This window comes from Nocardia sp. NPDC058176 (assembly GCF_042883805.1).
GTDB lineage: Bacteria > Actinomycetota > Actinomycetes > Mycobacteriales > Mycobacteriaceae > Nocardia.
The window spans coordinates 551,773-576,134 of the sequence record NZ_JBHVVA010000004.1 but is presented as its reverse complement, the minus strand read 5'-3'; the positions used below and the strand labels follow the sequence as shown (position 1 = coordinate 576,134).

Genomic DNA, 24,362 nt, shown 5'->3' with positions numbered 1-24,362 from the left:
GAAAGCCGGTATCCCCTCATGGATTTCACTCCCACCGAAGCCCAGACCGATCTCGCCCAGCTGACCGGCGAGGTTTGCGCAAAGCTCGTCACCGCCGACCGGCTGCGCGAACTCGACACCGACGCCCGCTTCGACGAGCAGCTGTGGAAGGCGCTCGCCGAGACCGGCGTGCTGGCCGCCGCGCTCCCGGAAGAGCTGGGCGGCAGCGATTTCGGCATGCAGGAGCAGGCTTCGATCCTGCGTGAACTCGGCCGTTCCGTGGCCGCGGTGCCGTATCTGTGGTCGGTTGTCGTCGGCGCGGGCGCGCTCGCGCGGTTCGGTGACGACGCGCAGCGCGCGCTCGCCGGCCGGGCAGGGACCGGTGAGGTGGTACTGAGTGCCGCGCTCGCCGAGCAGAACCACGCCGCCACCGACGCGCCCGGCATCGTGGCCGCGGCCGCCGGAACGGGGTGGGCCCTGACCGGGTCCGCGACCACGGTCGCCTTCGCCGACCGGGCGGAGCGAATCCTGGTGCCCGCCAGCGTTTCCGGGCAGACGGCCGTCTTCCTGGTCGATCCGTCCGACGCGTCGGTGACACGCACAGCCCAGCAGGTCGTCGACCTCGGTCCCGAGTTCGGCGTCGAGTTCGCTTCCACCCCAGCGGAATTGATCGGCACCCTCGACACCGGTGCCGAGATCCTCACCTGGCTGCGTGAACACGCCTGGCTCGGCCTGGCCGCCCTGCAGTTGGGCACCCTCGAACGCGCACTCGAGCTCACCGCCGAACACGCCCGCACCCGCGAACAGTTCGGCAAGCCCGTCGGCGCCTTCCAATCGGTGGCCCAGCGCCTCGCCGACGCCTACATCGACGTCCAGGGCCTGCGCCTCACCGTCACCCAGGCCGCCTGGCGCGTCGCGGAGAACCTCCCCGCCGCCGAATCCATCCACATCGCCAAGTTCTGGGCCGCCGACGCGGGCCACCGCGTGGCCCACACCGTCATCCACATCCACGGCGGCATCGGCATCGACCGCGACCACATCGTCCACAACTACTTCACCGCCGCCAAACACCACGAATTCGCCCTCGGCGGAGCCACCCCCCACCTCCTCGCCCTGGGTGCGGAACTGGCCGAAGGCGCGTAGCTCGATCCGGGCACGGGTCCGGCATTCTGTACGAAATAGACGTCAACCTGTACGATTTGTACATGGCTGCCGCACCCGTGCCCGAGAACTGGGAGCTTCCGGTGAGTGAAGCCCGAGAGCGTCTGGCCGAGGTCATCGCTGCCGCGGAAGCGGGCACGGTGGTCCATTTGACCCGCCATGGCCGACGCGTGGCCGCTGTCGTGCCGGAGTCCATGGCTGAAACTGCGGACAGCCAGGTCCGCGCCCTGTCGCAACAATTCGCCGAGCGTCACAGGAGCCTGCTCGACAGGCTCGCCGAGTGAGCGAATCGACGATCTACTACCTCACGGTCGCCGATCTTCGAGCCATTGCCCAGGATGTCGCCGGAAAGTACGTCGTCCGTGATGCCGGTCTACTCGCGTCCGCTGCCGCCCGCCCCGCAGCGACAGTGTTCGGCAGAGATGCCTACCCGAGCCTCTGGGAAAAATCGGCAGCTCTGCTTCATTCCGTCGCCTCCAATCATCCGTTGGTCGATGGCAACAAGCGGCTCGCACTCGTCGGTGCGATCGTCTTCCTCGCCCGCAACGGCATCGATACGAACTCTCTCGACGAGGATCTCGCTTACGACCTCATGATCGATGTCGCCAGCGGTCTTGTCGGTGACGTGGAAACGATCGCAGCGCGACTGATCACCGTGCTGAAGCACTGAACCCGACCTCCCAGCCGGGCATGTCCGCCGGTGATGCCGACGGCGGGACCTACACGCATTCGACCTTCGTTGAGGCATTTTCGCCTTCCGTGACAACGGTCAGGTAGCGCTGGAGGGTGGGGGCTATGTCGGTGACGATTTGTTGTGGGGTGAGGGCTACTACCGGGGGGATTTCGAGGATGTAGCGACACAGGGCCAGGCCGAGGAGTTGGGTGACGATGAGGGCGGCGCGGTGGGGGGCGTCGGTGGGGGTGCCGAAGCGGAGGACGGCGGGCAGGACCTGGGCGGCGAAGATCTCGCGGACTCGGCGGGCGACGGCTTCGTCGGCGATCGAGGTGCGGAGCAGGATCAGCAGGACGGTGTTGTCGCCGTCTTCCCAGATCGCCAGGAAGTGGCGGATCAGCAGCTCGCCCATCGTGTCCGGGTCGGCGGTGGACAGGTCGGGGAGGTCGAGGTCGATCTGGACCGCGGCGGCGAACAGGCCGTCCTTGCTGCCGAAATAGCGCATCACCATCGACGGGTCGATCGCGGCGTCGGCGGCGATGGCGCGGATGGTGGCCTTCGCGTAGCCGTCGGTGGCGAAGCGCGCGCGGGCGGCGGCGAGGATGGCGGCCCGGGTGGCATCGGACCGGCGAACGGGGTGCTCCTGCTCGGTGGAGGTCATGCCAACGATTGTAGGCCAACAGCTGTTGACTTTCATCCAGAGGCGGGTTTACCGTTATGCCTACAAGCGTTGGCAAACAAACGTTGACCTAGGAGTCGAGATGACTACCACCCCGCTGCCCGCCACCACCTCCGTCGTCATCGTCGGCGCGGGCCCCGCCGGACTCACCGCCGCGATCGTGCTCGCCGAGGCGGGCGTGGATCACGTCCTCATCGACCGACTGGCAGTGGGCGCCAACACCTCTCGCGCGGCGGTGGTGCACGCCAGGACGCTCGAGGTGCTCGATGAGCTCGGGATCGCGAACGAGCTCGTCGCCCGCGGGAACAAGGTGTCGACCTTCCATCTGCACGACGGCGCGAAGTCGTTGGCCACCATCGGATTCGGCGATCTGCCGACCACGTTCCCGTACACGCTGCTGGTGCCGCAGGACGTCACCGAACAGGTGCTGCTGGAGCGGCTGCGCGAACTGGGCGGCACTGTCCGCCGACCGTTCACCGTCACCGGTGTGGCCGATGAAAACAACAGCGTCACTGTCGAATACGTGGATGGCTCCGATCAGCCGGGCACCATCACCGCCGACTACGTCATCGGCGCCGACGGGATGCACAGCGTCGTCCGCGAGCAGGCCGGGATCGACTTCACCGGCGACTCCTACCCCCAGTCGTTCATCCTGGCCGATGTCCGCATGACCTGGCCGACGCCCCGCGACGAGGTCTCACTGCACCTGTCCCCCGAAGGCGCCACCGTGGTCGCCCCGCTCCCCGACCAGGCCGGCGAGCGCTATCGCGTCGTCGCCACCGTGGACGAAGCACCCGAACACCCCACCCTCGACGACATCCAGCAGGTACTCACCACCCGCGGCCCCGCAGGCGAGAAGCAGGTACACGAGGTCCTGTGGAGCTCCCGCTTCCGCGTCCACCACCGCGTCGCCGACCACTACCGCGCAGGCCGCACCTTCCTGGCAGGCGACGCCGCCCACGTCCACAGCCCCGCGGGCGGCCAGGGCATGAACACCGGCATCCAGGACGCCGCCCTCCTCGCCACCCTCCTGGCGAAAGTCATTGCCGGCGCCCCGGATTCCCTCCTCAACACCTACGAGACGGTCCGCCGCCCGATCGCCCTCGAGGTCGTCGCCCTCACCGACCGCATGACCCGAATGATGACCCTCCGCTCCCGCCCCACCCGAACCCTCCGCAACACCGCCCTGCACCTCCTCACCCGCATCCCCACCATCCGCAAGAACATGGCCTACCAACTCTCCGAACTCGGCAACCGCTAGACCACACGCGAAACGGCCCGCCCAGCGAAAAGCTGGACGGGCCATTGGGTTTCGATCGTCAGGCAGAGCCCGCGTCGGCGTGCTCGTCGGCGGGGCGCTCGTCGGTCTGGGCCTTGGCCCAGCGGTAGTCGGGCTTGCCTGCCGGGGAGCGTTTGATCTCGTCGACGAACCACAGGCTGCGTGGTTGTTTGTAGGACGCGATCTCCTGGGTGAGAACGGGTTTCAGGTCGGCGAGGGTGGGGCGGTTCTCGCCGCGACACTGGACGACCGCGGCGACGCGTTGGCCCCAGCGTTCGTCGTCGACGCCGACGACGATGGCGTCGAAGACGTCGGGGTGGGCCTTGAGGGCGCCCTCGACTTCTTCGGGGTAGATCTTCTCGCCGCCGCTGTTGATGCTCACCGAGCCGCGGCCGAGCATGGTGACGGTGCCGTCCTCCTCGACGCGGGCGTAGTCGCCGGGGATGGCGAAGCGGACGCCGTTGAACTCCTTGAAGGTCGCGGCCGACTTCACCTCGTCCTTGTAGTAGCCGAGCGGGATGTGCCCGCTGCGCGCGATCAGGCCGATGACACCGGAGCCGGGCTGCACCGGGTTGCCGTCCTCGTCGAGCACCTGGGTGGCGCCGTCGATCTTCACGCGCGGACCACCGGTGTGGTTGGCGCCCTTGGCGACCAGCGAGAGTCCGCCGAAACCGGTCTCCGAGGAGCCGATGGAGTCCGAGATCATCCGGTTGGGCAGCAGCTCGAGGAACTTGTCCTTGAGTGCCGGGGAGAACAGCGCGGCACTGCTGGCCAGCACGTAGAGCGTCGAGAGGTCGTAGGGCTCCCCGGTTTCCGGGTTGCCCTCGGCCAGCGCGTCCAGCATCGGCCGCGCCATGGCGTCGCCGGTGATGAAGATCAGGTTGATCCCGTGCTTGTCGACGGCCTGCCAGACACTGTGCCCGCTGAACTCGGGGATCATCACGGCCTTGCCACCGCCGAAGAGGCTGTGGAAGGTGGCCCATTGGGAGCCACCGTGGATCATCGGCGGGATCGGGTAGCGCACCATCTGCGGATTGGCGGCGCCGACCTTGGCCAGCTCCCACTCGTCCTTGACGTATTCGCCGGTGACGAAGTTGATGCCGGCACCGAGCACGCGCCACACGTCCTCGTGGCGCCACATCACGCCCTTGGGCAGGCCGGTGGTGCCGCCGGTGTAGAGCATGTAGACGTCGTCCGGGGAGCGCTCACCGAAGTCACGCTCGCCCGACGAGGCCGCCAGTGCCGCCTCGTACTCCACCGAATCGGGCGCGGTGGGCGCATCGGTGCCGTCTTCGACGACGATCACCGTCTTCAGTCCGGGCACCTTCGCCCGGATCGCCGACACCTTGTCGGTGTAGCGGCGCTCGTGGATGAGCGCCACCATGTCGGAGTTGTCGAAGATGTGCAGTAACTCGTTCTCGACATAGCGGAAGTTGACATTGATCATCACCGCCCGTGCTTTGAAGACGGCGACCATCGCTTCGACCGCTTCGACGGTGTTCCTGGAGTAGATACCGACTTTGTCGCCGGGACGCACACCCTGTTCCAGCAGGTAGTGGGCCAACTTGTTGGCCCGCTCCTCCAGTTCGGCGTAGGTCGACTCTCGATGCTCGCCGACCAGCACGATCCGGTCGGGCATCAAGTCGACGGCATGTTCGACGAGATCGGCTATGTTGTAGCTCACAGTGTTAAAAATAGAACGTGTTACTGTTTCTGACAAGAGTCGAGTGTCAGGAGATATCCAGATGACCCACTGCCTGGTCGAGAAGCGCGACCATGTCCTCATCGTGACCATGAATCGCCCGGAGGCGCGCAACGCCCTGTCCGGCGAGATGATGGCGATCATGCGCGACGCCTGGGACCAGGTGGACAGCGATCCCGAGATCCGGGTCGCGATCCTGACCGGCGCGGGCGGCGCGTTCTGCGCGGGCGCCGACCTCAAGGCGATGACCACCCAGCATCCGGGCGACTCCTTCAAGGGCGGCGGCTGGGATCTTTCGCGCATCGACGCCCTGCTCAAGGGCCGCAGGCTCACCAAGCCGCTGATCGCCGCGGTCGAGGGTCCAGCCATCGCGGGTGGCACCGAGATCCTGCAGGCCACCGACATCCGGGTGGCCGGTGAGAGCGCGAAATTCGGTGTCTCCGAACCGCGTTGGGGCCTGTTCCCGCTCGGCGGCTCGGCGGTGCGGCTGCCCCGCCAGATCCCGGCCACCGTCGCCGCGGACCTGCTGCTGACCGGCCGGCACATCAAGGCGCCCGAGGCCAAGGAGATCGGCCTGATCGGCCACGTGGTCCCCGACGGCACCGCGCTGGACAAGGCGCTGGAGCTGGCCGACATGATCGCCGCCAACGGCCCGCTGGCCATTCAGGCGATTCTCAAGACCATCCGCGACACCGAGGGCCTGCACGAGAACGACGCTTTCAAGATCGACGCCGAATTGGGCGCCGCGGTGTTCAAGAGCGCCGATGCGAAAGAGGGCCCCAAGGCCTTCGCGGAAAAGCGCAAGCCCACTTTCACCGGTTCCTGAGAAACACCTCGAGGGTGCGGGGCAATTGCCCCGCACCCTGAGATCCGTGGCGCCTACGCGCCCGGGTAGTTCATGTAGAACGGCTCCCACTGGTGACCGTCGGGGTCGATGAAAGTGCGACCGTGCATGCCGACCTGAGCTTCTTCGGCACGCTTGTCGTCGTTCACTTCCTCGGAAGCGCCCGCGGCCAGCGCGGCCTCGGTCAGCGCGTCCACTTCCTCCGCACTGCCCAGCGACAGCGCGTACGCCGCCCCGATCGCGCCGCTGGTGTCGGCGATCGGACGCTTGCTGAACGTGGTGAAGAAGTCCTTGGTCAGCAACATCAGGCAGATGTTGTCGTCGACCACGATGCAGGATGCGTTCTGGTCGGTGAAATCCTCGTTCACTTTCCAGCCGAGCGCCTCGTAGAACCCCTTGGACCGGTCGAGATCGGCGACGGGGAGGTTGATGAAGATCATCTTGCTGCTCATGGCGGGAACCTTTCGGAAGCGTTGTTGCTGTCTCGTTCATGTAGACGCGGCAGCGGTTGCGGATTAATCGCATTCCGAAAAAGTTCCTCTGTCGGCTGTCGGACCCCTGTGGCATCGTGATTGCCATGACCGACGCCACAACCGCGACCACCGGCCCCGACCCCGCCGTACTCGCCGAATTCGAGACGCACCGGCGCGAATTGTGCGCGTACGCCTACCGCATGCTCGGCTCCTCCTTCGAGGCCGAGGACGCCGTGCAGGAGACCTTCACCCGCGCCTGGCGCTCCTACGACTCGTTCGAGGGCCGCGCCAGCCTGCGCTCGTGGCTGTACAAGATCGCCACCAACATCTGTCTCGACATGCTCGACCGGCCACAGAGCCGAGCCAGACCGATGGACCTCAACGGGCCGGGCCGCCCGGATTCACCGCTGCCCGCCCCGCAGCCGGACTACGTGTGGATCGAGCCCATTCCCAACGCGCTCGCCTTCGGCGCCGATCCGGCCGAGCACGCCTCGACCAAGGACACGTTGCGCCTGGCGTTCGTCGCCGCCTGTCAGCATCTGCCCGCCACCCAGCGCGCCATCCTGATCATGCGCGAGGTGCTGCGCTTCTCGGCGAGTGAGACCGCCGAGGCGCTGATGATGTCGCCCGCGTCGGTGAACAGCGCGCTGCAACGAGCCAGGGCGACCATGTCGAAGGTGCAGCCGACCGTCACCGCGAGCTTCGACGAGTCCGATCCCGACCAGCGCAAACTGATCGACGATTTCGTGCAGGCCTTCGAGGCCTACGACATGGACGCGCTCACCGCACTGCTGAAAGCCGATGTGGCACTGTCCATGCCGCCGTTCGACCTCTGGATCTCCGGACCGGAGAACGTGGCCGCGTTCATGCTCGGCACCGGCAGCGCGTGCCGGAATTCGCGGATGGTGCCGCTGGAAGGGGCCAACGGCCTGCCCGCCTTCGGACATTACAAGCCGAGCGAGGAGCCCGGTGTCTGGGTGCCGTGGTCGATCACGGTGCTCGAGCTCGACGGCGACACCGTCGCCGGACTGAACTTCTTCCTCGACACCCAGCGGCTGTTCCCGCTCTTCGGACTGCCGCCGGAATGGCGCGAAGCCGCCTGAGCGGGAACAGCTCTCACAGCAGGCGTCGCTTGTAGAGCTTGCCGTTGGGGTCGCGGGGCAGCTCCGCGCGGAATTCGATCGTGCGGGGCAGCTTGTACTTGGCGAGCTGGCCTGCCGCGAACTCGAGGATCTCGGCGGTGAGCGCCTCGTCACCGGCGAGGCCGTCGACCGGCTGGACGAAGGCCTTCACCTGCTGACCCCAATCCGGGTCCGGCACACCGAGCACCGCCACGTCGGCCACCTTCGGGTGGCTCATCAGCACGCCCTCGATCTCGGCCGGATAGATGTTCACCCCGCCGGACAGGATCAGGTCCGAGCGCCGGTCGCACAGGAACAGGTAGCCGTCCTCGTCGAGGTAGCCGATGTCGCCGACGGTGAACAGGTCACCGACGCGCGCCTCCTCGGTCTTCTCCTTGGCGTGGTGGTACTCGAAGCTCGACGCGCCCATCTTCATGTAGACCAGGCCCTCTTTGCCCGCGGGCAATTCGGTGCCGTCGGCCTCGTCGAGCACCTTGATCACCGACCACGGCCAGGCCTTGCCGACCGAGCCGGGCTTGGCCAGCCATTCGGTCCCGTTGATCACCGTGCCACCGCCCTCGGTGGCGGCGTAGTACTCGGTGACGACCGGACCCCACCACGCGAGCATCTGCCGCTTGGTCTGCGGCGGGCACGGCGCGGCGCCGTGCACCATGCTGCGCAGCGAGGACACGTCGTAGCGGGCGCGCACCTCCTCGGGCAGGGCGAGGAGGCGATGGAACTGGGTGGGCACCATGTGGCTGTGCGTCACCTTCTGCTCCTGGATGAGCCGGAGCATGTCCTCGGCATCCCAGCGATCCATGAGAACGAGCTTGTGGCCCAACTGGATCGAGATGGTCGAGAAGTTCAGCACGGCCGTGTGATAGAGCGGCGAACCGCAGATGTGCACGTGCTCGTCGTAGGGCGCGAGGCCGAACAGGCCGAAGAACGCCTTGTTCGGCGGCGGAACCACATCGGGATCGGCCCCGGTCAGCGGGCGGCGCACGCCCTTGGGACGCCCGGTGGTGCCCGAGGTGTAGAGCATCGGCGCGCCCACCGAGCGCTCGTCCGGCCTGCCGGTGTCGGCGGCACCCAGCCACGACACCGGCCGGAAGCCGGGGATCGTGCCCACCGCGAAGCGGGCATCGGCCGACAGTTCGGCCAGGTCGGCGGCCTCGGCCGCGGTGGCGCCGAAGCGCTCACTGGCCAGGAAGGCCGAGGCCTCGCTGTCGCCGAGGATGTAGGCGATCTCCGGCGCGGTGAGGTGCCAGTTCACCGCGACGATGTAGAGACCCGCCTGGTAGGCGGCGAAATACGCGGCGATCGCCTCGACGCCGTTGTGCAGCATGCTGACCACGACGTCACCGGTCCGCAATCCGATCCCGCGTAGGCCGTTGGCGTACCGGTTGGCAAGAGTGGCCAATTCTCGATAGGTGATCTCCCTGCCGTCCGGGTCGACGACGGCGATCCGCTCGGGATCGGCCGCGGCGATATTCCACAGTCCGAGGACTTCCGTTGTCTGCTGGCTGCTCACCCCTTCGAATTTAGAACGTGTTCTACTGTTCTACAAGGGGTGCGATCCGACGCAGTTGCTCGGCGTCGGAAACGGAGATCAGCATCATGGTCACGCCGGCGTCCTCCCATTCCTTCAACCGCGAGCGCACATGGGCCTCGTCGCCGAAGATCGCGGTGTCGGTGATGAGCTCGTCGGGCACCGCCGCGGCGGCCTCGGCCTTGCGGCCCGCCTGGAACAGCGCCGAGATCTCGTCGACCTCGTTGCCGTAGCCCATCCGCCGGTAGACCTGGGCGTGGAAGTTCAGTTCCGGCGCGCCCATGCCACCGATGTAGAGCGCGCTGATCCAGCGCATCCGCTCGATCTCGGCCGCCGGATCGTCGGTGACGACCACCTGCGCGCTCGCGGCGATCTCGAAATCGGCCCTGTTCCGCCGGGCGCCGGGCCGCGCGAAGCCTTCGTCGAGCCACTCGTTGTACATCCCGGCCAGGCGCGGCGCGTAGTAGATCGCGAGCCAGCCGTCGGCGATCTCGGCGGTCTGGGCGACGTTCTTCGGACCCTCCGCACCCAGCCAGATCGGCAGATCAGCGCGCAGCGGATGCACGATCGGCTTGAGCGGTTTGCCCAGCCCGGTCGCGCCGGGACCGGTGTAGGGCAGGCCGTAGTGCTTGCCCTCGGAGGTCACCGGGGCCTCGCGGGCCAGCACCTTGCGCACGATGTCGACGTACTCGCGGGTGCGCCGCAGCGGCTGGGCGAACGGCTGGCCGTACCAGCCCTCCACCACCTGCGGACCGGAGACGCCGAGACCGAGGATGGCCCGGCCGCCGGACAGGTGGTCGAGGGTGAGCGCGTGCATCGCGGTGGCCGCCGGGGTGCGCGCCGACATCTGCGCCACCGAGGTGCCGAGGCGAACGCGCTGGGTCGCCGAGCCCCACCAGGCCAGCGGCGCGAAGGCGTCCGAGCCCCAGGATTCGGCGGCGAACACGGCGTCGAAGCCGGTTTCCTCGGCCGCGAGCACGAGCTCACCGACGTTGGCGGGCGGCTGCGCGCCCCAGTATCCGAGTTGCAGTCCGAATTTCATCTTCTACGCCCTTTCCCGGCGAATCCTTGCGGGCAGAATAAGAACCTGTTCTACTCGATATCGTGACCCAGGGGAATACCGCAGTGGAAGTATTGAGTGCACCCCTTCGGGTGCAGTTCGACTACACCAGATCCGTCGGACCTATCATCGGCGCCTTCCTGACCGGATTGCGCGAACGCCGGATACTCGGCGTCCGTGGCAGTGACGGCCGGGTGCTCGTACCCGCCCAGGAGTACGACCCGATCACCTCGGCCCCGCTGGCCGAGCTGGTCGAAGTCGCGCCGACCGGCACGGTGCAGTCGTGGACGTGGGTGCCCGAACCGCTGCCGGGCCAGCCGTTCGACCGCCCGTTCGCCTGGGCGTTGATCCAGCTCGACGGTGCCGACACGGCACTGTTGCACGCGCTGGACGTGACCGACCCGGCCCAGCTGAGCACCGGCCTGCGCGTGCGCGCCCGGTGGGCCGAGGAGCCGACCGGCGCCATCACCGACATCGCCTGCTTCGAACCCGGCGAGGCCACCGCGGCGGCGACACCCGCCGACGACACCGCCGAACCGGTCACCATGCTGACCACCCCAGTCGATCTGAGCTACAAGCACACCGCCTCCCCGCAGGAGAGCATCTACCTGCGCGGTCTGGCCGAAGGCAAGCTGATCGGCGGCCGCTCCGAGGCCGGTGGCCGGGTGTACTTCCCGCCGCGCGGCGCCAACCCGACCGACGGTACACCGACCAACGACCTGGTGGAGCTGCCCGACAAGGGCACGGTGACCACCTTCTGCATCGTCAACGTGCCGTTCCTCGGCCAGCGCATCAAGCCGCCGTACGTGGCCGCCTACGTGCTCCTCGACGGCGCCGACATCCCGTTCCTGCACCTGGTTCTCGGCTGCGAGGCATCCGAGGTGCGGATGGGCATGCGGGTCGAGGCCGTGTGGAAACCCCGCGAGGAGTGGGGCCACGCCCTGGCCAACATCGACCACTTCCGCCCGACCGGCGAGGCCGATGCCCCGTACGAGTCCTACCAGCACCACCTGTAGAGAGGCGACGTTGAGTATCCCCGAAATCGCGGTGGTGGGCTTCGCCCACGCACCGCACGTGCCGGAAACCCACGGCACCACCAACGGCGTCGAGATGCTCGTGCCGTGCTTCCAGCAGCTCTACGCCGATCTCGGTATCACCAAGTCCGACATCGACTTCTGGTGCTCCGGATCCTCGGACTTCCTGGCGGGCCGGGCGTTCTCGTTCATCTCGGCGGTCGACGCGATCGGCGCCGTGCCGCCGATCAACGAGTCGCATGTCGAGATGGACGCGGCCTGGGCCCTCTACGAGGCGTGGGTGAAACTGCTGTCCGGCCAGGCCGAGACCGCGCTCGTCTACGGCTTCGGCAAGTCCTCGGCCGCCGAGTCCATCCAGCAGGTGCTGACCATGCAGCTCGATCCGTACCTGGTCGCGCCGCTGTGGCCCGACGCCGTCTCGATCGCGGGCCTACAGGCGCGGGCCGGCCTGGACGCGGGCCGCTGGACCGAGCAGGAAATGGCCGCTGTCGCCGGTGGTGACATCGAATCCCTGCTGGCCGCACCGTATGTCGCCGATCCGCTGCGCGCCCACGACATCGCGCCGGTCACCGATGGTGCCGCCGCGATCGTGCTCGCGGTCGGCGACCGGGCCCGCGAACTGTGCGAGCGCCCGGCGTGGATCACCGGAATCGCGCACAACATCGACGCCCAGGCGCTCGGTGGTCGCGACCTGACCCGTTCACCTTCGGCCACCAGGGCCGCCGCGTCGGCCACCCGTGGTGACACCACTTTCGACCTGGCCGAACTGCACGCGCCGTTCAGCCATCAGCAGCTGATCCTGGCCGAGGCCATCGGCCTGTCCCCCGGCACCCGGATCAATCCGTCCGGCGGTGCGCTCGCGGCCAACCCGATGTTCGCGGCGGGCCTGGAACGGATCGGCAACGCCGCCACGGCCATCATCTCCGGCGATGCGAACCGGACTCTCGCTCATGCGACCAGCGGCCCCGCGCTGCAGCAGAACCTGGTCGCCGTACTGGAATCGGAGGCACGATGAGCTTCCCCGCGGCGGTGCTGGGCACCGGCCAAACTCATCACGTGACAAAACGCTCCGACGTGTCCATGGCGGGCATGTGCCGCGAGGCGATCGATCGCGCACTCGAAGACTCGGGCCTGACCCTCGGTGACATCGACGCCGTCGTGGTCGGCAAGGCGCCCGACTACTTCGAGGGCGTCATGATGCCGGAGCTGTATCTGGCCGAGGCGCTCGGCGCCATCGGCAAGCCGCTGCTGCGCGTGCACACCGCCGGCTCGGTCGGCGGCTCCACCGGCGTGGTCGCCGCCAATCTGGTGCAGGCGGGCGTGCACGGCAAGGTGCTCGCGATCGCGTGGGAGAAGCAGTCGGAGTCGAATGCCATGTGGGCGTTGTCGATTCCGGTACCGTTCACCATGCCGGTCGGCGCGGGCGCGGGCGGCTACTTCGCCCCGCACGTCCGTTCCTACATCCGCCGCTCCAACGCGCCCATGCACATCGGTGCCATGGTGGCGGTGAAGGATCGGCGCAACGGCGCGAAGAACCCGCTGGCCCATCTGCATCAGCCCGACATCACCGTCGAATCGGTGCTCGCCTCCCAAATGCTCTGGGACCCCATTCGTTTCGACGAGACCTGCCCCTCCTCCGACGGTGCCTGCGCCTTGGTGATCGGCAATGCCGAAGCCGCGGCGGCAGTCGAGGCCGAGGGCAAGAAGGTGGCGTGGGTGCACGGCACCGCGATGCGCACCGAGCCGACCACCTTCTCCGGTCGCGATCAGGTGAACCCGCAGGCCGGTCGGGACGCGGCCGCCGCGCTGTGGAAGTCCGCCGGGATCACCGATCCGCTCGAGGAGATCGACGTCGCCGAGATCTACGTGCCGTTCTCCTGGTTCGAGCCGATGTGGCTGGAGAACCTCGGTTTCGCCGCCGAGGGCGACGGCTGGAAACTCACCGACAAGGGCGAGACCGAGATCGGCGGCCGCCTCCCGGTGAACCCCTCGGGTGGCGTGCTCTCGTCCAACCCGATCGGCGCCTCCGGCCTGATCCGCTTCGCCGAGGCGGCCAAGCAGGTGATGGGCCGGGCGGGCGACTACCAGGTGACCGATGCCCGCAAGGCGTTCGGCCACGCGTACGGCGGTGGGTCCCAGTACTTCTCGATGTGGGTCGTGGGAAGCGAGCGTCCGGAATGAAGTTCGCCCTCGGTATCGCACTGAGCCCGCTCGACCAGCTCACCGAGCTGGCCAAGACGGCCGAAGAATGCGGGTTCACCTCGATCGCGTTGCCCGACTCACTGTTCTACATGAAGTCCCAAGCCGCGGACTATCCCTACACCCCCGACGGCAGCCGGTTCTGGACTCCGGACACCCCGTGGGTCGACCCGCTGATCGCGGCGGCGGCCATGGCGGCGGTGACCACCGACCTCCGGTTCTACACCAACGTCCTCAAGCTCGGCTCGCGCAATCCACTGCTGCTGGCCCGCCAGGTCGGCTCGGTGGCGAACATGTCCGGCAACCGGTTCGGCTTCGGCGTCGGAATCGGTTGGGCACCAGAGGAATTCGAATGGTGTGGCGTGCCGTATGAGCGGCGTGGCGCGCGGGTCGACGAGATGATCGAGGTGATCAAGCTCGTCCTCGACGGCGGCATGGTCGAATTCCACGGCGAGTTCTACGATTTCGACTCGCTGCAGATGTCGCCTGCGCCCAGTCAGCCGGTGCCGTTCTACGTCGGCGGGCACACCGGTCCCGCTCTGCGGCGCGCCGCCCGCATCGGCGACGGCTGGACCTCGGCGATGATGAAGTTCGAGCAGCTCGAAACCACCATCGCCACCCTGAACGACCTGCGCACCGAATACGGCAGGGCCGCAGAGCCATTCGAGATCCAGGCCGTGTGCATCGACCGCTACGGCCGTGACGGCTATCAGGACCTGGCCGACGCGGGCGTCACCGACACCATCGTGGTGCCGTGGCTGATGGACGGGATCGGCTTCGACGGCGAACTCGCCGCCAAGCAGGAATCGCTGCACCGGTTCGCCGAGAAGTACATCGCCGATCCCATCGTCGCGAAGGTGAAGTCATGACCGAGACCACCGTCGACCGCTCGGCGCGCGCCGCCGGGCTGGCCTCCCAGGCCGCCGTGCGGGCCAGGGACAAGGCCGCCTGGGTCGCCCTGTTCGCCGAGGACGGGATCGTCGAGGACCCGGTCGGCCCGTCGGGGTTCGACCCCGACGGCGTCGGCCACCGCGGGCACGCGGCGATCGGCGCGTTCTGGGACAAGGCGATCGCGATGACGGAGTCGATCGAGTTCCGTTTCGAGGACTCCTTCGCCTGCGGCAACGAGATCGCCTTCACCGGCCTGATCCGCACCACCCTCGGCGGGCACGTGATCGATGCCGAGGGTGTGTTCACCTACCGGGTCGACGCCGAGGGCAAGATCGCCGCCCTGCGCGCATTCTGGGAGGTCGAGCGCGCCGTCGCCACCACCCGCGCCGTCTCCTGAATATCCACAACGAATAACGGCCCCGGACTTTTCGTCCGGGGCCGTAATTCGTTTGCTGGCAATCAGTGGGCGACAGGGCAGCCCGAGGAGGTCTTGTAGTCCACCGGCAGCTCCTTGACACCGTTGAGCCAGCCCGAGCGCAGGCGCTTGGGGTCACCGACCTTGGTGATGTCGGGCAGGTGGTCGGCGATGGCGTTGAAGATCAGATCGACCTCGAGCCGGGCCAGATTCGCCCCGACACAGAAATGCGCGCCGGTGCCGCCGAAGGCGAGGTGCTGGTTGTCCTTGCGCATGATGTCGAACTTCTCCGGCTCTTCGAACACCTCTTCGTCGAAGTTGGCCGAGCGGTACAGCATCACCAGACGCTGACCCTTCTTGATCTGCACGCCGCCGAGCTCGGTGTCCTCGAGCGCGGTGCGCTGGAAGGAGGTGACCGGGGTGGCCCAGCGGATGATCTCGTCCACCGCGGTGGCCGGGCGCTCCTTCTTGAACAGCTCCCACTGGTCGGGGTGGTCCATGAAGGCGTTCATGCCGTGGGTGATGGCGTTGCGGGTCGTCTCGTTGCCCGCGACGGCGAGCAGGATCACGAAGAAGCCGAACTCCTCGGGGGTGAGGTGCTCACCGTCGACGTCGGCCTCGACCAACGTGGTGACCAGGTCGTCGGCCGGACAGGCCTTCCTGGCTTCGGCCATCTGATACGAGTAGCCGAGGATCTCCATCGACGCGGCCACCGGGTCGGCGTCGCTGTCGGGATCGTCGTAGCCGGTCATGTCGTTGGACCAGGCGAAGACCTTCATCCGGTCTTCCTGCGGCACGCCGATGAGCTCGGCGATCGCCTGCAGCGGCAGTTCGCAGGCCACCTGGGTGACGAAGTCGCCGGTACCCGACTCCGCCGCCCGGCGCACGATGTCCTCGGCGCGCGCGGACAGCTCGGCGCGCAGGCCGTTGACCGCGCGCGGGGTGAAGCCCTTGGAGATGAGCTTGCGCAGCTTGGTGTGCTCGGGAGCGTCCATGTTCAACAGGACGAAGCGCTGCAGTTCGATCTGCTGGCGTTCGATGTCGTCGTTGAAGCGCGGGATCGCGGTGTTCTCGAAGGTGGAGAACACGTCGCTGCGGCGCGAGACCTCCTTGACGTCGGCGTGCCTGCTGACCACCCAGAAGCCGTCGTCGTGGAAACCACCGACCTCCGGCGACTGCTCGTTCCACCAGATCTGCCCCGTTCGGCGCAGTTCGGCGAACTCTTCGACCGGGACACGCTCGGCGTAGATGTCCGGGTCGGTGACGTCGAACCCGTCCGGCAGGTTCGGCCGGGTGCCCGTGGCTTCATTGCGCGGATCTACCACCAGATGTCTCCTTCGACAAACTGAAACACGTTCTACAATCATTCAAGCACAGGGGTAGCCGCGACGGAAGAACCTCACGGTTTTACCCTGGGCTACAGAACAGAACTTGTTGCAGTTACGAGGGAGAATCAGATGGGAACACCCGTCATCGTCGAAGCCGTGCGTACCCCGATCGGCAAACGGCGCGGGCTACTTTCGGGACTGCACGCCGCCGAACTGCTCGGCCTGGCCCAGCGCGGCCTGCTCGACCGGGCCGGGCTCGACCCGGCCGAGGTCGAACAGGTGATCGGCGGCTGCGTCACCCAGGCGGGCGAGCAGTCCAACAACGTCACCCGCACCGCCTGGCTGCACGCGGGCCTGCCCTGGCAGACCGGCGCGACCACCATCGACGCCCAGTGCGGCTCGGCCCAGCAGGCCAACCACCTCATCGCCGGCCTCATCGCCACCGGGGCGATCGATGTCGGCATCGCCTGTGGCGTCGAGGCGATGAGCCGGGTGCCGCTGGGCGCCAATGTCGGCACCGAGGCGGGGCCGCGGCGGCCCGCGTCGTGGTCGATCGACCTGCCCGACCAGTTCGGCGCGGCCGAGCGCATCGCCCGCAGGCGCGGCATCACCCGCGACGACATCGACGAGTTCGGCCTGCGCTCACAGCGATTGGCGGCCAAGGCTTGGGCCGAGGGCCGCTACGACCGCGAGGTGCTCCCGGTCTCGGCGCCGGTGCTCGACAGCGAGGGCGCGCTGACCGGCGAGAAGGCTGAGGTGACCCGCGACCAGGGCCTGCGCGCGACCACCCGCGAGGGCCTGGCCGCGCTGAAGCCCGTGGTGTCCGACGGTATCCACACCGCCGGCACGTCCTCGCAGATCTCCGACGGCGCCGCCGCGGTGCTGCTGATGGACGAAACCGTCGCACGGCGAAAGGGTTTGCGGCCGCGGGCGCGCATCCACACCCAGGTGCTGGTCGGCGCCGAGCCGGAGTTCCACCTGGACGGTCCGGTGCAGGCGTGCACGCGACTGCTCGAGCGCTCCGGAATGTCGATCGGCGATATCGATGTATTCGAGATCAACGAAGCATTCGCCTCGGTTGCACTTTCGTGGGCTTCTGTACATCAGCCGGACATGGAACGGGTAAATGTCAACGGCGGTGCGATCGCAATCGGGCATCCGGTCGGTTCCACCGGTTCACGTTTGATCACGACCGCGTTGCACGAGCTGGAGCGCACCGGCGCCGGGACCGCCATGGTGCTGATGTGCGCGGGCGGCGCACTCGCCACCGGCACGATCATCGAGCGCCTGTAGACTGGTCCTCACCGAAACCGGGCGCCCAGGTTGAACATTCATCCCAGGGCGCCCGGAACGTGTCGTACGCCACACAATCACGGGGGCGAGGGGGAAGATGAGACATCAGCTATCTTTGAGCTACCATGGGCCCATGGTAGAAGAGCCCCGCGACGGGCACGAACCCGGGCACCCTCCGGCTCCACAAGAGTCGTTGGCGCGACCCGCAAACGCGGCCACCACCGCCCCTGCACGCAGGTGAGAGTGGGAATCCGCAGAGAAATCCCGAATCAGGCGTAGGTTTTCAGTTACTGAGCCGCTAATATCAATGATACGTATCCGAGATAACGACTGTTAGTACAGTGAAGGGAATTGGGCGGCTCACAATGGCTGATTTCGCGGCGCGGCTGAACAAGCTGTTCGAAACCGTGCATCCCCCGGGGCGCAAGCCGCACACCAACGCAGAGGTTGCGGCTGCGCTGACTGCCTCCGGGCATCCGATCTCGAAGCCGTATCTCTCGCAGTTGCGGTCGGGACAACGTACGAACCCGTCCGACGAGACGGTGGCCGCCCTGGCGAAGTTCTTCAAGGTCAAGCCTGACTACTTCTTCAACGACATCTACGCGGCCAAGATCGATCACGACCTGGAGCTGCTCGCGCAGCTGCAGGGCTACGGGTTGCGTCGACTGTCGAGCAGGGCATTCGACCTCTCCGAAGAATCACAGAATCTGCTCACCTCGATGGCGGAGAAGTTGCGGGCCAGCGAAGGCTTGCCCGAAATTCCTCCGGACGGAACAGAATAGGATCCACACACCGGCCGACCTGACGCACCTGATGGTGTCCTGGGTGCGGCCGTGACATATCGGATACGCAGACAACGGGCCTGAGACGGTGAGAAATCACCAGCTCAGGCCCGTTTTCTGGTTCGCCTCAGTTGGTGGCGGCCGCACTGCGCGGCGCCGCACCCGCGGCGGCCACCGCCTCGTCGTACTTGCTCGCCAGCGCCAGCACCCAGCCGCGGGGACTCACCCCGGGCGGCGGCGCGATCCAGCGCGCGTCGACGAACAACTCCCCCAACGGATTTCGCGCCCACTCCGCGACCACCGCGGCACGTTCGGGCACCGAGGTGGGCGGCTCACCCGCCGCGGGGATCACGATGCCGCTGCCGGAGAGCAGATACAGCGCGTCCATCACCTGGGCCACGTGATCGGAGGCCTTCAGCTGGGTCGAGGTGGCGTTCTGCTCCGGGGCGACCACATCGGGGAACCGGCCGATCATCAGCCGGTGCAGCGGCTTGATCCGGCGCAGCAGGACGCGCGCGCGCCACCACAGCTCGACCACGATCGACACCGCGCCGAACGCGATCAGCAGGCTCGCGATCTCCCACGCCTGCCAGCCCCAGGTCGGCTCGCCGGGCGGCGTCGGGGTGGCGTTCGAGAAGCCGCGACCCGCGTTGGCGACGGCGAGGACCGCGACCAGCGCCGTGCCCGCGGTGTAGATGGCGATGCCGCGACCGAGCGTGGTCCAGTCCAGGTTGCGCAGACCGGTGGTCACGATGAACACCGCGGCGAGGGCGACCACGATCCAGCCGAAGGTGAACGACCAGCCGAGGGTGACGGCGATCGCGAGCGCGCCGATGCTGTAGACGACCAGGGCGATCTGGCGCAGATTGCGCCGCGACACCACCGGCCAGGCCGCGGAGGCGACCACCGAGGTCGCGGTGGTGAACAGAATCCAGGCCGAGGTGACGATGCCGGTGGACAACCACCCGCTACGGACCCCACCGGGCAGCAGATTGTCGATGGCGACCGCGATGTCGGGGATGGCGACGGTCGCGGCGAGCGCGACGGCCGCGACCGCGACGACGATGGCGACGCGAGCGGTCGTCGCGGGCTTGACCAGCACGCGACCCACTCGCGCACCCGCGGCAACCCAGACCAGCAGGGCTGTCAACCAGAGTGTCATCCGAGTGCCTCATCGAATCGAAGGACCGAGACGCCTGCGCCCCGGTTGTTGAACACGCGCAGCCGGGTCATCAGCATGGCCGCGAAGGTCTCGGCCTCCCACTCGGCCAGATCGTCGAGTCCGTCGTCGACGATCTGGGCGTGGGCGCGCTGGCTGAGCATGTAGGCGATCAGGTCGTCGCTGACCTCGAGCGTGGTCTCCACCGCGGGGGCGCCTTCGTGATCGAAGACGATGTGGCCCAGTTCGTGGGCGAGGGTGTGGTCGCGGCTGGGCAGGGCATCGGCCAGGACGATGATGTCGCGTTCCGGATAGAACCGGCGCTGACCGCACACACCGGGGCCCAATTGCGCACTGGTGATCTCGATTTCGCGATCGCGTTCGAGCGAGATCGCCGCGACCACCTCATCGAGGGTGGTCGCGTCGGAATCGGCGGCGACCGCGCACACCGCGTCGACGGCGGCAGCCACGCGCCGGTAGGACCGCGAGGTGGATTGGGTCTTGCTCCTGCTCATCGAAGATCCCCTCACGACCTGGGTCCGAAGAATTCGGCACGCGCCGCGTTCACCCGTGCCTGGGCGGCCGCGGCACCTTGGAAACTCACTGCGCCCGAACCGGTTCCGGCCAGCGTCAGCGCGATCAGGCCGCCGATCACCGACAGCAGTTTGGGCTCGGGCAGGCCGCTGTTGTCGCTGGTCGGCATGACCTCGTGATTGGGCGCGGCCTGCGGCGCCGGTGCGGCGGCCGCGGGCGGGGCGGGAGGCGCCTCGGGGGCGGGTGCCTCAGCGGCCGGAACCGGCGCCGCCACAGCGATATTCGGCACGCCGGGCACCGCGGGGGCGGCCGGGGAAGGTGGTATCGCGATCGGCGGTAAGGCGGGAGCCGCCGGGACCGACGGAATGGGGATCAGCAGCAGGAGCAGTGGGGTCGCCGAGCCCACCGCGGCGGAACCGACCGCCGCCGAGCCGACCGCGGCCGAGCCGACGCCGGCGGAACCGACCCCCGCCGAGCCGACGGCGGCGGAACCCACTGCGGCAGAACCTGTTCCGAGGACCGCAGAGCCCGCACCGAACGCGGCCGAGCCGGTGCCCGCGGCCGCTGAGCCGACGGCGGCAGAGCCGGTGCCGAGCACAGCGGCACCCGCGGCCGAGCCCGTGCCGAGTACCGCCGCACCCGCCGCGGAACCCGTGCCCAGGACCGCGGCGCCCGCCGCGGAACCGGTGCCCGCGAGGATGGCGGCGCCCGCTGAACCGGTGCCGAGGAGTGCGCCGACGCCCGCGGAGCCGGTGCCGAGCAGGACGCCGAGGCCCGCCGAGCCGGTGCCGAGGACGGCGGCGGCGCCTGCCGACCCCGCGCCGGCGGCCGAGCCGACCGCGGCGGAGCCGGAGGCCGAGCCGGTGCCCGCGACGTCCTTCTTGGGAACGTCGGCGGGTGATTGGCCGGGGATGGTCAGCGGGGTCCACTCGTCCTCGGCGACCTGAGCGCCCGAGGGCGGGGCGGCGGGAGCGGCACCTGGGGCGTCGGCGGGAGCGCCGCCTTCGCCCGGGGCACCCTGCGCCGGACCGTCGCTGCTGCCGTTGCCCGGCAGTCTCAGCTCACGGGGCAGGCCGTTGCCATTGTTCTGGCCACCGTTACCCGGCCCGCTGTCGCCCTCACCACTGCTTCCGCTCCCCGGCACCTGCTCGGCGGGGGCGGATGGGTTGCCTGGGGCCGCGACGGCGGCCGCGGGCCCGAGTAGAGCACAGCCGGCCAGCACACTCGCAGCGGCAAAAACGCGCAACATGCGACCAATGGCCATGCGCTAGATCATCCCCTTATGTTTTCAGCGCAGAATTACCCCCGGTCGCGACACAATCCGGGATCGACGAACAGTAGCCCATAGTAAACCCACCGCCGGATGCCCGCAGGAGAGAGCAAGAGTCGTCCAGCCCCCTGAACATGTGTTACTCCCCATAAGTGCAGGCCGGGGATCTTTCCCACAGCCCACACCCGGAGAGTTTGCTATGCGCCGTACACCGGCTCCGGCGAGACGCTCTTCTCGATCAGTTCGGCGACCACAGGACCCAGCTCGGCCGGGTTCCAGCGGGCCCCGCGATCGACCGGAGCGCCGTGCCGCCAGCCCTGGGCCAGCGCGACTTTTCCGCCCTCGACCTCGAACATCCGACCGGTCACGCCCGCGGATTCGGTGCTGCCGAGCCAGACGACCAGCGGCGAGATGTTCTCCGGGGCCATCGCGTCGAAGCCGGAATCGGGGGCGGCCATGGTGTCGGCGAACACGGTCTCGGTCATCCGGGTGCGGGCGGCGGGGGCGATGGCGTTCACCGTCACGCCGTAGCGGCCGAACTCGGCCGAAGCCGTGAGTGTGAGTCCCGCGATACCCGCCTTCGCGGCGCCGTAGTTGCCCTGCCCGACGCTGCCCTGCAGGCCGGCACCGGAGCTGGTGTTGATCACGCGGGCGTCGACCGGTCGACCGGCCTTCGACTCGCCGCGCCAGTACTCGGCGGCGTGACGCATGGTGGCGAAGTGGCCCTTGAGGTGCACGCGGACCACCGCGTCCCATTCGTCCTCGCCGAGGTTGACCAGCATGCGGTCGCGGACGAAGCCCGCGTTGTTGACCAGTACGTCGAGGCCGCCGAAGGTGTCGACGGCCTGCCGGATCAGCCTGCGCGCGCCTTCCCAGTCTGCGACGTCGTCGTAGTTGGCGACAGCCTCGCCCCCGGCCGCGACGATCTCGTCGACGACCAGCTGCGCGGGCGTCTCGGTGGTGGCGGCGCCGTCGAGCGCCGTGCCCACATCGTTGACCACCACGCGCGCACCCGCGGCGGCGAAGGCGAGTGCGTGCGCGCGACCGATCCCCCGGCCCGCACCGGTGACGATCACCGTGCGCCCCGCGCAGATCTTTTGCTGGTCGTCCATATCGGAACTCCTGTGTTTATTGGCGGCTGGCGCCGCGGGGTTTTCGGCCCTGGAGGCCTCACACCCGAAGGGCGACACTGCGCCTTCGGCGTTACGTCTCGCCCTTCGGGTGCGAGGCGGCCGAAAACCGTGGTGGTTGGGTTGGGTGGGTGGCGTTGTTGCGTGGAGTGGGGGCGTTCAGTCGCGGGAGTAGGCGGGCTTTTGGCGGTCAGTGGTTTGTGTTGGCGGCGTCGAGGAAGGCGGGGCGTTCGCCGCCGCCGTGGACGAGTAGGGCGGCGCCGCTGATGTAGGCGGCCAGTGGGGAGGCGAGGAAGACCGCGGCTGAACCGACATCCGAGGGGCTGGCTAGGCGGCCGAGGGGGACGGTGCTCGCCACCGCGGCCAGGCCGTCGGCGTCGCCGTAGTGCAGGTGGCTCAGTTCCGTTTCGACCGGGCCGACCACGATCGAGTTCAGTCGCACCTTGGGCGCCCATTCGACGGCCAGCGAGGTGGTTAGGTTGTCCAGGCCAGCCTTGGCCGCGCCGTAGGCGGCGGTGCCGGGCGAGGGGCGGTGCCCGCTCACGCTGGTGACCATCACGATCGACCCGCCCGCGTCCTGCTTCTGCATCACCGCGTTGGCCTGCTGCGAGATGAGCAAGGGGGCGAGCAGGTTCAGCTCCACGATCTTCGAGTGATAGCGGGGGCTGGCGGTGTCGGCCAGGGCGAAGGGGGCGCCGCCCGCGTTGTTCACCACGTGGTCGATCCGGCCGTACCGGTCGAGGATCTGTTCGAACAGCGCGGCGACCGCGTCGGCGTCGCGCACATCGCAGGTGAAGTGCTCGGTGCCGCGATCGCCGAGGGTGATCGGCTCGTCGGCGGGCCTGCGGGCGCAGGTCAGCACCGTCGCGCCCGCGGCGAGGAAGGCCCGGCTGATCCCGGCGCCGACGCCGCGCACCCCGCCGGTCACCAGAACGATCTGCTCGGAAAGGTCGATTTCTACAGCCACCATGCTAACCTACCAAGCAATTGCTTGCTTTGTCTCGGGTTCGCCGAGGCGTGCACGATGGGACACCGCGATGGGGATACACCGTCACACCGAAACCGAGGGCGTCGACGTCGTGACCGTCGACTATCCGCCGGTCAACGCACTACCGTCCGATGGCTGGTTCGCCCTGGCCGATGCGGTCAGACAGGCCGGGCGCAATCCGCAGACCCGCGTGGTCGTGCTGCGCGCCGAGGGCCGCGGCTTCAACGCGGGCGTGGACATCAAGGAGATGAACGCCGATGTCGGCCACACCGCGCTGATCCGCGCCAACCACGGCTGCTTCGACGCCTTCGCCGCGGTCTACGACTGCGAGGTGCCGGTGATCGCCGCGGTCAACGGCTTCTGCCTCGGCGGCGGCATCGGCCTGGTCGGCAACTCCGATGTCATCGTGGCCTCCGACGACGCCACCTTCGGCCTGCCCGAGGTGGACCGTGGCGCGCTCGGCGCGGCCACCCACCTGGCCCGGCTGGTCCCCCAGCATCTGATGCGGACCATGTTCTACACCGCGGGCAAGCTCACCGCCCAGCAGCTGCACCACTTCGGCTCGGTCTACAAGGTGGTGCCGCGCAATGAACTCGACGCCGCCGCCATGGAGGTCGCCAAGAACATCGCGAACAAGGACGGCCGGGTGATCCGGGCGGCCAAGCGCGCACTCAACGGCATCGATGTGCAGGACGTGCACCGGTCCTACCGCTACGAACAGGGCTTCACGATGGAACTCAACCTCGCCGGTGTGGCCGACGAGATCAGGGCGCGCTTCGACGACGATCTCGCCGCGCAGAAGAAGGAGAAGTAGACGCC

At 68.2% G+C, this 24,362-nt stretch carries 25 protein-coding genes; 14 read left to right on the top strand and 11 right to left on the bottom strand.

Annotation, left to right across the window (positions count from 1 at the left end):
* Positions 1 to 18 precede the first annotated feature (18 nt).
* The 3 genes from ACFVVM_RS24035 (at position 19) to ACFVVM_RS24025 (ending at position 1,810) form a co-directional block, all read left to right on the top strand.
* A complete protein-coding gene (locus tag ACFVVM_RS24035) occupies positions 19 to 1,122 on the top strand; it encodes an acyl-CoA dehydrogenase family protein (RefSeq protein WP_387622178.1) in 1,104 nt (367 codons plus the stop codon).
* 62 nt (positions 1,123 to 1,184) lie between these two features.
* Positions 1,185 to 1,424, top strand: a complete 240-nt coding sequence (locus ACFVVM_RS24030) for a type II toxin-antitoxin system Phd/YefM family antitoxin (RefSeq protein WP_387622175.1) — start codon at positions 1,185 to 1,187, stop codon at positions 1,422 to 1,424.
* Positions 1,421 to 1,810 (top strand): type II toxin-antitoxin system death-on-curing family toxin, encoded by a 390-nt coding sequence (locus ACFVVM_RS24025; protein ID WP_387622173.1) that lies wholly within the window; start codon positions 1,421 to 1,423, stop codon positions 1,808 to 1,810. The genes ACFVVM_RS24030 and ACFVVM_RS24025 overlap by 4 nt, the downstream gene beginning before the upstream one ends.
* Positions 1,811 to 1,859: 49 nt before the next feature.
* On the opposite strand, the gene ACFVVM_RS24020 is transcribed toward ACFVVM_RS24025, so the two are convergent.
* Complete coding sequence (locus ACFVVM_RS24020; RefSeq protein ID WP_387622170.1) at positions 1,860 to 2,474, bottom strand: TetR family transcriptional regulator; 615 nt, start codon at positions 2,472 to 2,474, stop codon at positions 1,860 to 1,862.
* Between the two features lie 100 nt (positions 2,475 to 2,574).
* Between ACFVVM_RS24020 and ACFVVM_RS24015 the strand changes: the two genes are divergently transcribed.
* The gene (locus ACFVVM_RS24015) at positions 2,575 to 3,753 is read left to right on the top strand and encodes an FAD-dependent monooxygenase (protein ID WP_387622168.1); all 1,179 of its coding nucleotides are present in this window, start codon (positions 2,575 to 2,577) and stop codon (positions 3,751 to 3,753) included.
* A gap of 58 nt (positions 3,754 to 3,811) precedes the next feature.
* Here ACFVVM_RS24015 and ACFVVM_RS24010 read toward each other — a convergent pair whose 3' ends face one another.
* Positions 3,812 to 5,455 carry an acyl-CoA synthetase gene (locus ACFVVM_RS24010; RefSeq protein WP_387622165.1) on the bottom strand — a complete coding sequence of 548 codons (1,644 nt, stop codon included), beginning with the start codon at positions 5,453 to 5,455 and terminating at the stop codon, positions 3,812 to 3,814.
* Positions 5,456 to 5,516: 61 nt separating this feature from the next.
* Between ACFVVM_RS24010 and ACFVVM_RS24005 the strand changes: the two genes are divergently transcribed.
* Positions 5,517 to 6,299, top strand: coding sequence for a crotonase/enoyl-CoA hydratase family protein (locus tag ACFVVM_RS24005; RefSeq protein ID WP_387622163.1), 783 nt, complete (start codon positions 5,517 to 5,519; stop codon positions 6,297 to 6,299).
* A gap of 53 nt (positions 6,300 to 6,352) precedes the next feature.
* Here ACFVVM_RS24005 and ACFVVM_RS24000 read toward each other — a convergent pair whose 3' ends face one another.
* On the bottom strand, positions 6,353 to 6,769 hold the full coding sequence (locus tag ACFVVM_RS24000) for a VOC family protein (RefSeq protein ID WP_387622160.1): 417 nt from the start codon (positions 6,767 to 6,769) through the stop codon (positions 6,353 to 6,355).
* A gap of 125 nt (positions 6,770 to 6,894) precedes the next feature.
* On the opposite strand from ACFVVM_RS24000, the gene ACFVVM_RS23995 reads away from it, so the two are divergent.
* Positions 6,895 to 7,893 carry a sigma-70 family RNA polymerase sigma factor gene (locus tag ACFVVM_RS23995; protein WP_387622158.1) on the top strand — a complete coding sequence of 333 codons (999 nt, stop codon included), beginning with the start codon at positions 6,895 to 6,897 and terminating at the stop codon, positions 7,891 to 7,893.
* 13 nt (positions 7,894 to 7,906) lie between these two features.
* On the opposite strand, the gene ACFVVM_RS23990 is transcribed toward ACFVVM_RS23995, so the two are convergent.
* Both ACFVVM_RS23990 and ACFVVM_RS23985 read right to left on the bottom strand, forming a co-directional pair.
* Positions 7,907 to 9,442: an acyl-CoA synthetase gene (locus ACFVVM_RS23990; protein WP_387622155.1), complete on the bottom strand. Its 1,536-nt coding sequence runs from the start codon at positions 9,440 to 9,442 to the stop codon at positions 7,907 to 7,909.
* 22 nt (positions 9,443 to 9,464) lie between these two features.
* Positions 9,465 to 10,502 (bottom strand): LLM class F420-dependent oxidoreductase, encoded by a 1,038-nt coding sequence (locus ACFVVM_RS23985; protein ID WP_387622153.1) that lies wholly within the window; start codon positions 10,500 to 10,502, stop codon positions 9,465 to 9,467.
* A 62-nt stretch (positions 10,503 to 10,564) separates the two neighbouring features.
* Between ACFVVM_RS23985 and ACFVVM_RS23980 the strand changes: the two genes are divergently transcribed.
* The 5 genes from ACFVVM_RS23980 to ACFVVM_RS23960 are packed head-to-tail and all read left to right on the top strand — an operon-like array spanning position 10,565 to position 15,041.
* Positions 10,565 to 11,536, top strand: coding sequence for a Zn-ribbon domain-containing OB-fold protein (locus tag ACFVVM_RS23980; protein ID WP_387622150.1), 972 nt, complete (start codon positions 10,565 to 10,567; stop codon positions 11,534 to 11,536).
* A 16-nt stretch (positions 11,537 to 11,552) separates the two neighbouring features.
* Positions 11,553 to 12,569 carry a thiolase domain-containing protein gene (locus ACFVVM_RS23975; RefSeq protein WP_387622378.1) on the top strand — a complete coding sequence of 339 codons (1,017 nt, stop codon included), beginning with the start codon at positions 11,553 to 11,555 and terminating at the stop codon, positions 12,567 to 12,569.
* Positions 12,566 to 13,735 carry a thiolase domain-containing protein gene (locus ACFVVM_RS23970; protein WP_387622148.1) on the top strand — a complete coding sequence of 390 codons (1,170 nt, stop codon included), beginning with the start codon at positions 12,566 to 12,568 and terminating at the stop codon, positions 13,733 to 13,735. The genes ACFVVM_RS23975 and ACFVVM_RS23970 overlap by 4 nt, the downstream gene beginning before the upstream one ends.
* Positions 13,732 to 14,622: a TIGR03619 family F420-dependent LLM class oxidoreductase gene (locus tag ACFVVM_RS23965; RefSeq protein WP_387622145.1), complete on the top strand. Its 891-nt coding sequence runs from the start codon at positions 13,732 to 13,734 to the stop codon at positions 14,620 to 14,622. The genes ACFVVM_RS23970 and ACFVVM_RS23965 overlap by 4 nt, the downstream gene beginning before the upstream one ends.
* The gene (locus tag ACFVVM_RS23960; RefSeq protein WP_387622141.1) at positions 14,619 to 15,041 is read left to right on the top strand and encodes a nuclear transport factor 2 family protein; all 423 of its coding nucleotides are present in this window, start codon (positions 14,619 to 14,621) and stop codon (positions 15,039 to 15,041) included. Before ACFVVM_RS23965 ends, ACFVVM_RS23960 begins: the two co-directional genes overlap by 4 nt.
* Before the next feature lie 62 nt (positions 15,042 to 15,103).
* Here ACFVVM_RS23960 and ACFVVM_RS23955 read toward each other — a convergent pair whose 3' ends face one another.
* A complete protein-coding gene (locus ACFVVM_RS23955) occupies positions 15,104 to 16,384 on the bottom strand; it encodes a cytochrome P450 (protein ID WP_387622139.1) in 1,281 nt (426 codons plus the stop codon).
* Positions 16,385 to 16,516: 132 nt separating this feature from the next.
* Here ACFVVM_RS23955 and ACFVVM_RS23950 point away from each other — a divergent pair, with 132 nt between their 5' ends.
* The gene (locus ACFVVM_RS23950; protein ID WP_387622136.1) at positions 16,517 to 17,680 is read left to right on the top strand and encodes a steroid 3-ketoacyl-CoA thiolase; all 1,164 of its coding nucleotides are present in this window, start codon (positions 16,517 to 16,519) and stop codon (positions 17,678 to 17,680) included.
* Positions 17,681 to 18,045: 365 nt separating this feature from the next.
* Positions 18,046 to 18,462: a helix-turn-helix domain-containing protein gene (locus ACFVVM_RS23945; RefSeq protein ID WP_019044759.1), complete on the top strand. Its 417-nt coding sequence runs from the start codon at positions 18,046 to 18,048 to the stop codon at positions 18,460 to 18,462.
* Between the two features lie 127 nt (positions 18,463 to 18,589).
* On the opposite strand, the gene ACFVVM_RS23940 is transcribed toward ACFVVM_RS23945, so the two are convergent.
* The 5 genes from ACFVVM_RS23940 to ACFVVM_RS23920 all read right to left on the bottom strand — a co-directional run bounded on the left by ACFVVM_RS23940 (position 18,590) and on the right by ACFVVM_RS23920 (position 23,522).
* Positions 18,590 to 19,624 carry a hypothetical protein gene (locus ACFVVM_RS23940; RefSeq protein ID WP_387622134.1) on the bottom strand — a complete coding sequence of 345 codons (1,035 nt, stop codon included), beginning with the start codon at positions 19,622 to 19,624 and terminating at the stop codon, positions 18,590 to 18,592.
* A complete protein-coding gene (locus ACFVVM_RS23935; RefSeq protein ID WP_387622131.1) occupies positions 19,621 to 20,136 on the bottom strand; it encodes an ImmA/IrrE family metallo-endopeptidase in 516 nt (171 codons plus the stop codon). The genes ACFVVM_RS23940 and ACFVVM_RS23935 overlap by 4 nt, the downstream gene beginning before the upstream one ends.
* Positions 20,137 to 20,147: 11 nt before the next feature.
* The gene (locus ACFVVM_RS23930) at positions 20,148 to 21,419 is read right to left on the bottom strand and encodes a hypothetical protein (protein ID WP_387622129.1); all 1,272 of its coding nucleotides are present in this window, start codon (positions 21,417 to 21,419) and stop codon (positions 20,148 to 20,150) included.
* Positions 21,420 to 21,622: 203 nt separating this feature from the next.
* A complete protein-coding gene (locus tag ACFVVM_RS23925) occupies positions 21,623 to 22,537 on the bottom strand; it encodes an SDR family oxidoreductase (protein ID WP_387622127.1) in 915 nt (304 codons plus the stop codon).
* Between the two features lie 208 nt (positions 22,538 to 22,745).
* Positions 22,746 to 23,522: an SDR family oxidoreductase gene (locus tag ACFVVM_RS23920; protein ID WP_387622124.1), complete on the bottom strand. Its 777-nt coding sequence runs from the start codon at positions 23,520 to 23,522 to the stop codon at positions 22,746 to 22,748.
* Positions 23,523 to 23,592: 70 nt separating this feature from the next.
* Between ACFVVM_RS23920 and ACFVVM_RS23915 the strand changes: the two genes are divergently transcribed.
* Complete coding sequence (locus tag ACFVVM_RS23915) at positions 23,593 to 24,357, top strand: enoyl-CoA hydratase family protein (protein WP_387622121.1); 765 nt, start codon at positions 23,593 to 23,595, stop codon at positions 24,355 to 24,357.
* Positions 24,358 to 24,362 lie beyond the last annotated feature (5 nt).

Excerpts from the sequence above, each read along its gene's own strand:
- ACFVVM_RS23985 (WP_387622153.1), bottom strand. The coding sequence starts at position 10,502 with ATGAAATTCGGACTGCAACTCGGATACTGGGGCGCGCAGCCGCCCGCC.
- ACFVVM_RS23995 (WP_387622158.1), top strand. The coding sequence starts at position 6,895 with ATGACCGACGCCACAACCGCGACCACCGGCCCCGACCCCGCCGTACTC.
- ACFVVM_RS23925 (WP_387622127.1), bottom strand. The coding sequence starts at position 22,537 with ATGGACGACCAGCAAAAGATCTGCGCGGGGCGCACGGTGATCGTCACC.
- ACFVVM_RS24000 (WP_387622160.1), bottom strand. The coding sequence starts at position 6,769 with ATGAGCAGCAAGATGATCTTCATCAACCTCCCCGTCGCCGATCTCGAC.
- ACFVVM_RS23965 (WP_387622145.1), top strand. The coding sequence starts at position 13,732 with ATGAAGTTCGCCCTCGGTATCGCACTGAGCCCGCTCGACCAGCTCACC.
- ACFVVM_RS23915 (WP_387622121.1), top strand. The coding sequence starts at position 23,593 with ATGGGGATACACCGTCACACCGAAACCGAGGGCGTCGACGTCGTGACC.
- ACFVVM_RS23960 (WP_387622141.1), top strand. The coding sequence starts at position 14,619 with ATGACCGAGACCACCGTCGACCGCTCGGCGCGCGCCGCCGGGCTGGCC.
- ACFVVM_RS24015 (WP_387622168.1), top strand. The coding sequence starts at position 2,575 with ATGACTACCACCCCGCTGCCCGCCACCACCTCCGTCGTCATCGTCGGC.
- ACFVVM_RS24030 (WP_387622175.1), top strand. The coding sequence starts at position 1,185 with ATGGCTGCCGCACCCGTGCCCGAGAACTGGGAGCTTCCGGTGAGTGAA.
- ACFVVM_RS24035 (WP_387622178.1), top strand. The coding sequence starts at position 19 with ATGGATTTCACTCCCACCGAAGCCCAGACCGATCTCGCCCAGCTGACC.
- ACFVVM_RS23970 (WP_387622148.1), top strand. The coding sequence starts at position 12,566 with ATGAGCTTCCCCGCGGCGGTGCTGGGCACCGGCCAAACTCATCACGTG.
- ACFVVM_RS23930 (WP_387622129.1), bottom strand. The coding sequence starts at position 21,419 with ATGGCCATTGGTCGCATGTTGCGCGTTTTTGCCGCTGCGAGTGTGCTG.
- ACFVVM_RS23945 (WP_019044759.1), top strand. The coding sequence starts at position 18,046 with ATGGCTGATTTCGCGGCGCGGCTGAACAAGCTGTTCGAAACCGTGCAT.
- ACFVVM_RS24020 (WP_387622170.1), bottom strand. The coding sequence starts at position 2,474 with ATGACCTCCACCGAGCAGGAGCACCCCGTTCGCCGGTCCGATGCCACC.
- ACFVVM_RS23940 (WP_387622134.1), bottom strand. The coding sequence starts at position 19,624 with ATGACACTCTGGTTGACAGCCCTGCTGGTCTGGGTTGCCGCGGGTGCG.
- ACFVVM_RS23935 (WP_387622131.1), bottom strand. The coding sequence starts at position 20,136 with ATGAGCAGGAGCAAGACCCAATCCACCTCGCGGTCCTACCGGCGCGTG.
- ACFVVM_RS23950 (WP_387622136.1), top strand. The coding sequence starts at position 16,517 with ATGGGAACACCCGTCATCGTCGAAGCCGTGCGTACCCCGATCGGCAAA.
- ACFVVM_RS24005 (WP_387622163.1), top strand. The coding sequence starts at position 5,517 with ATGACCCACTGCCTGGTCGAGAAGCGCGACCATGTCCTCATCGTGACC.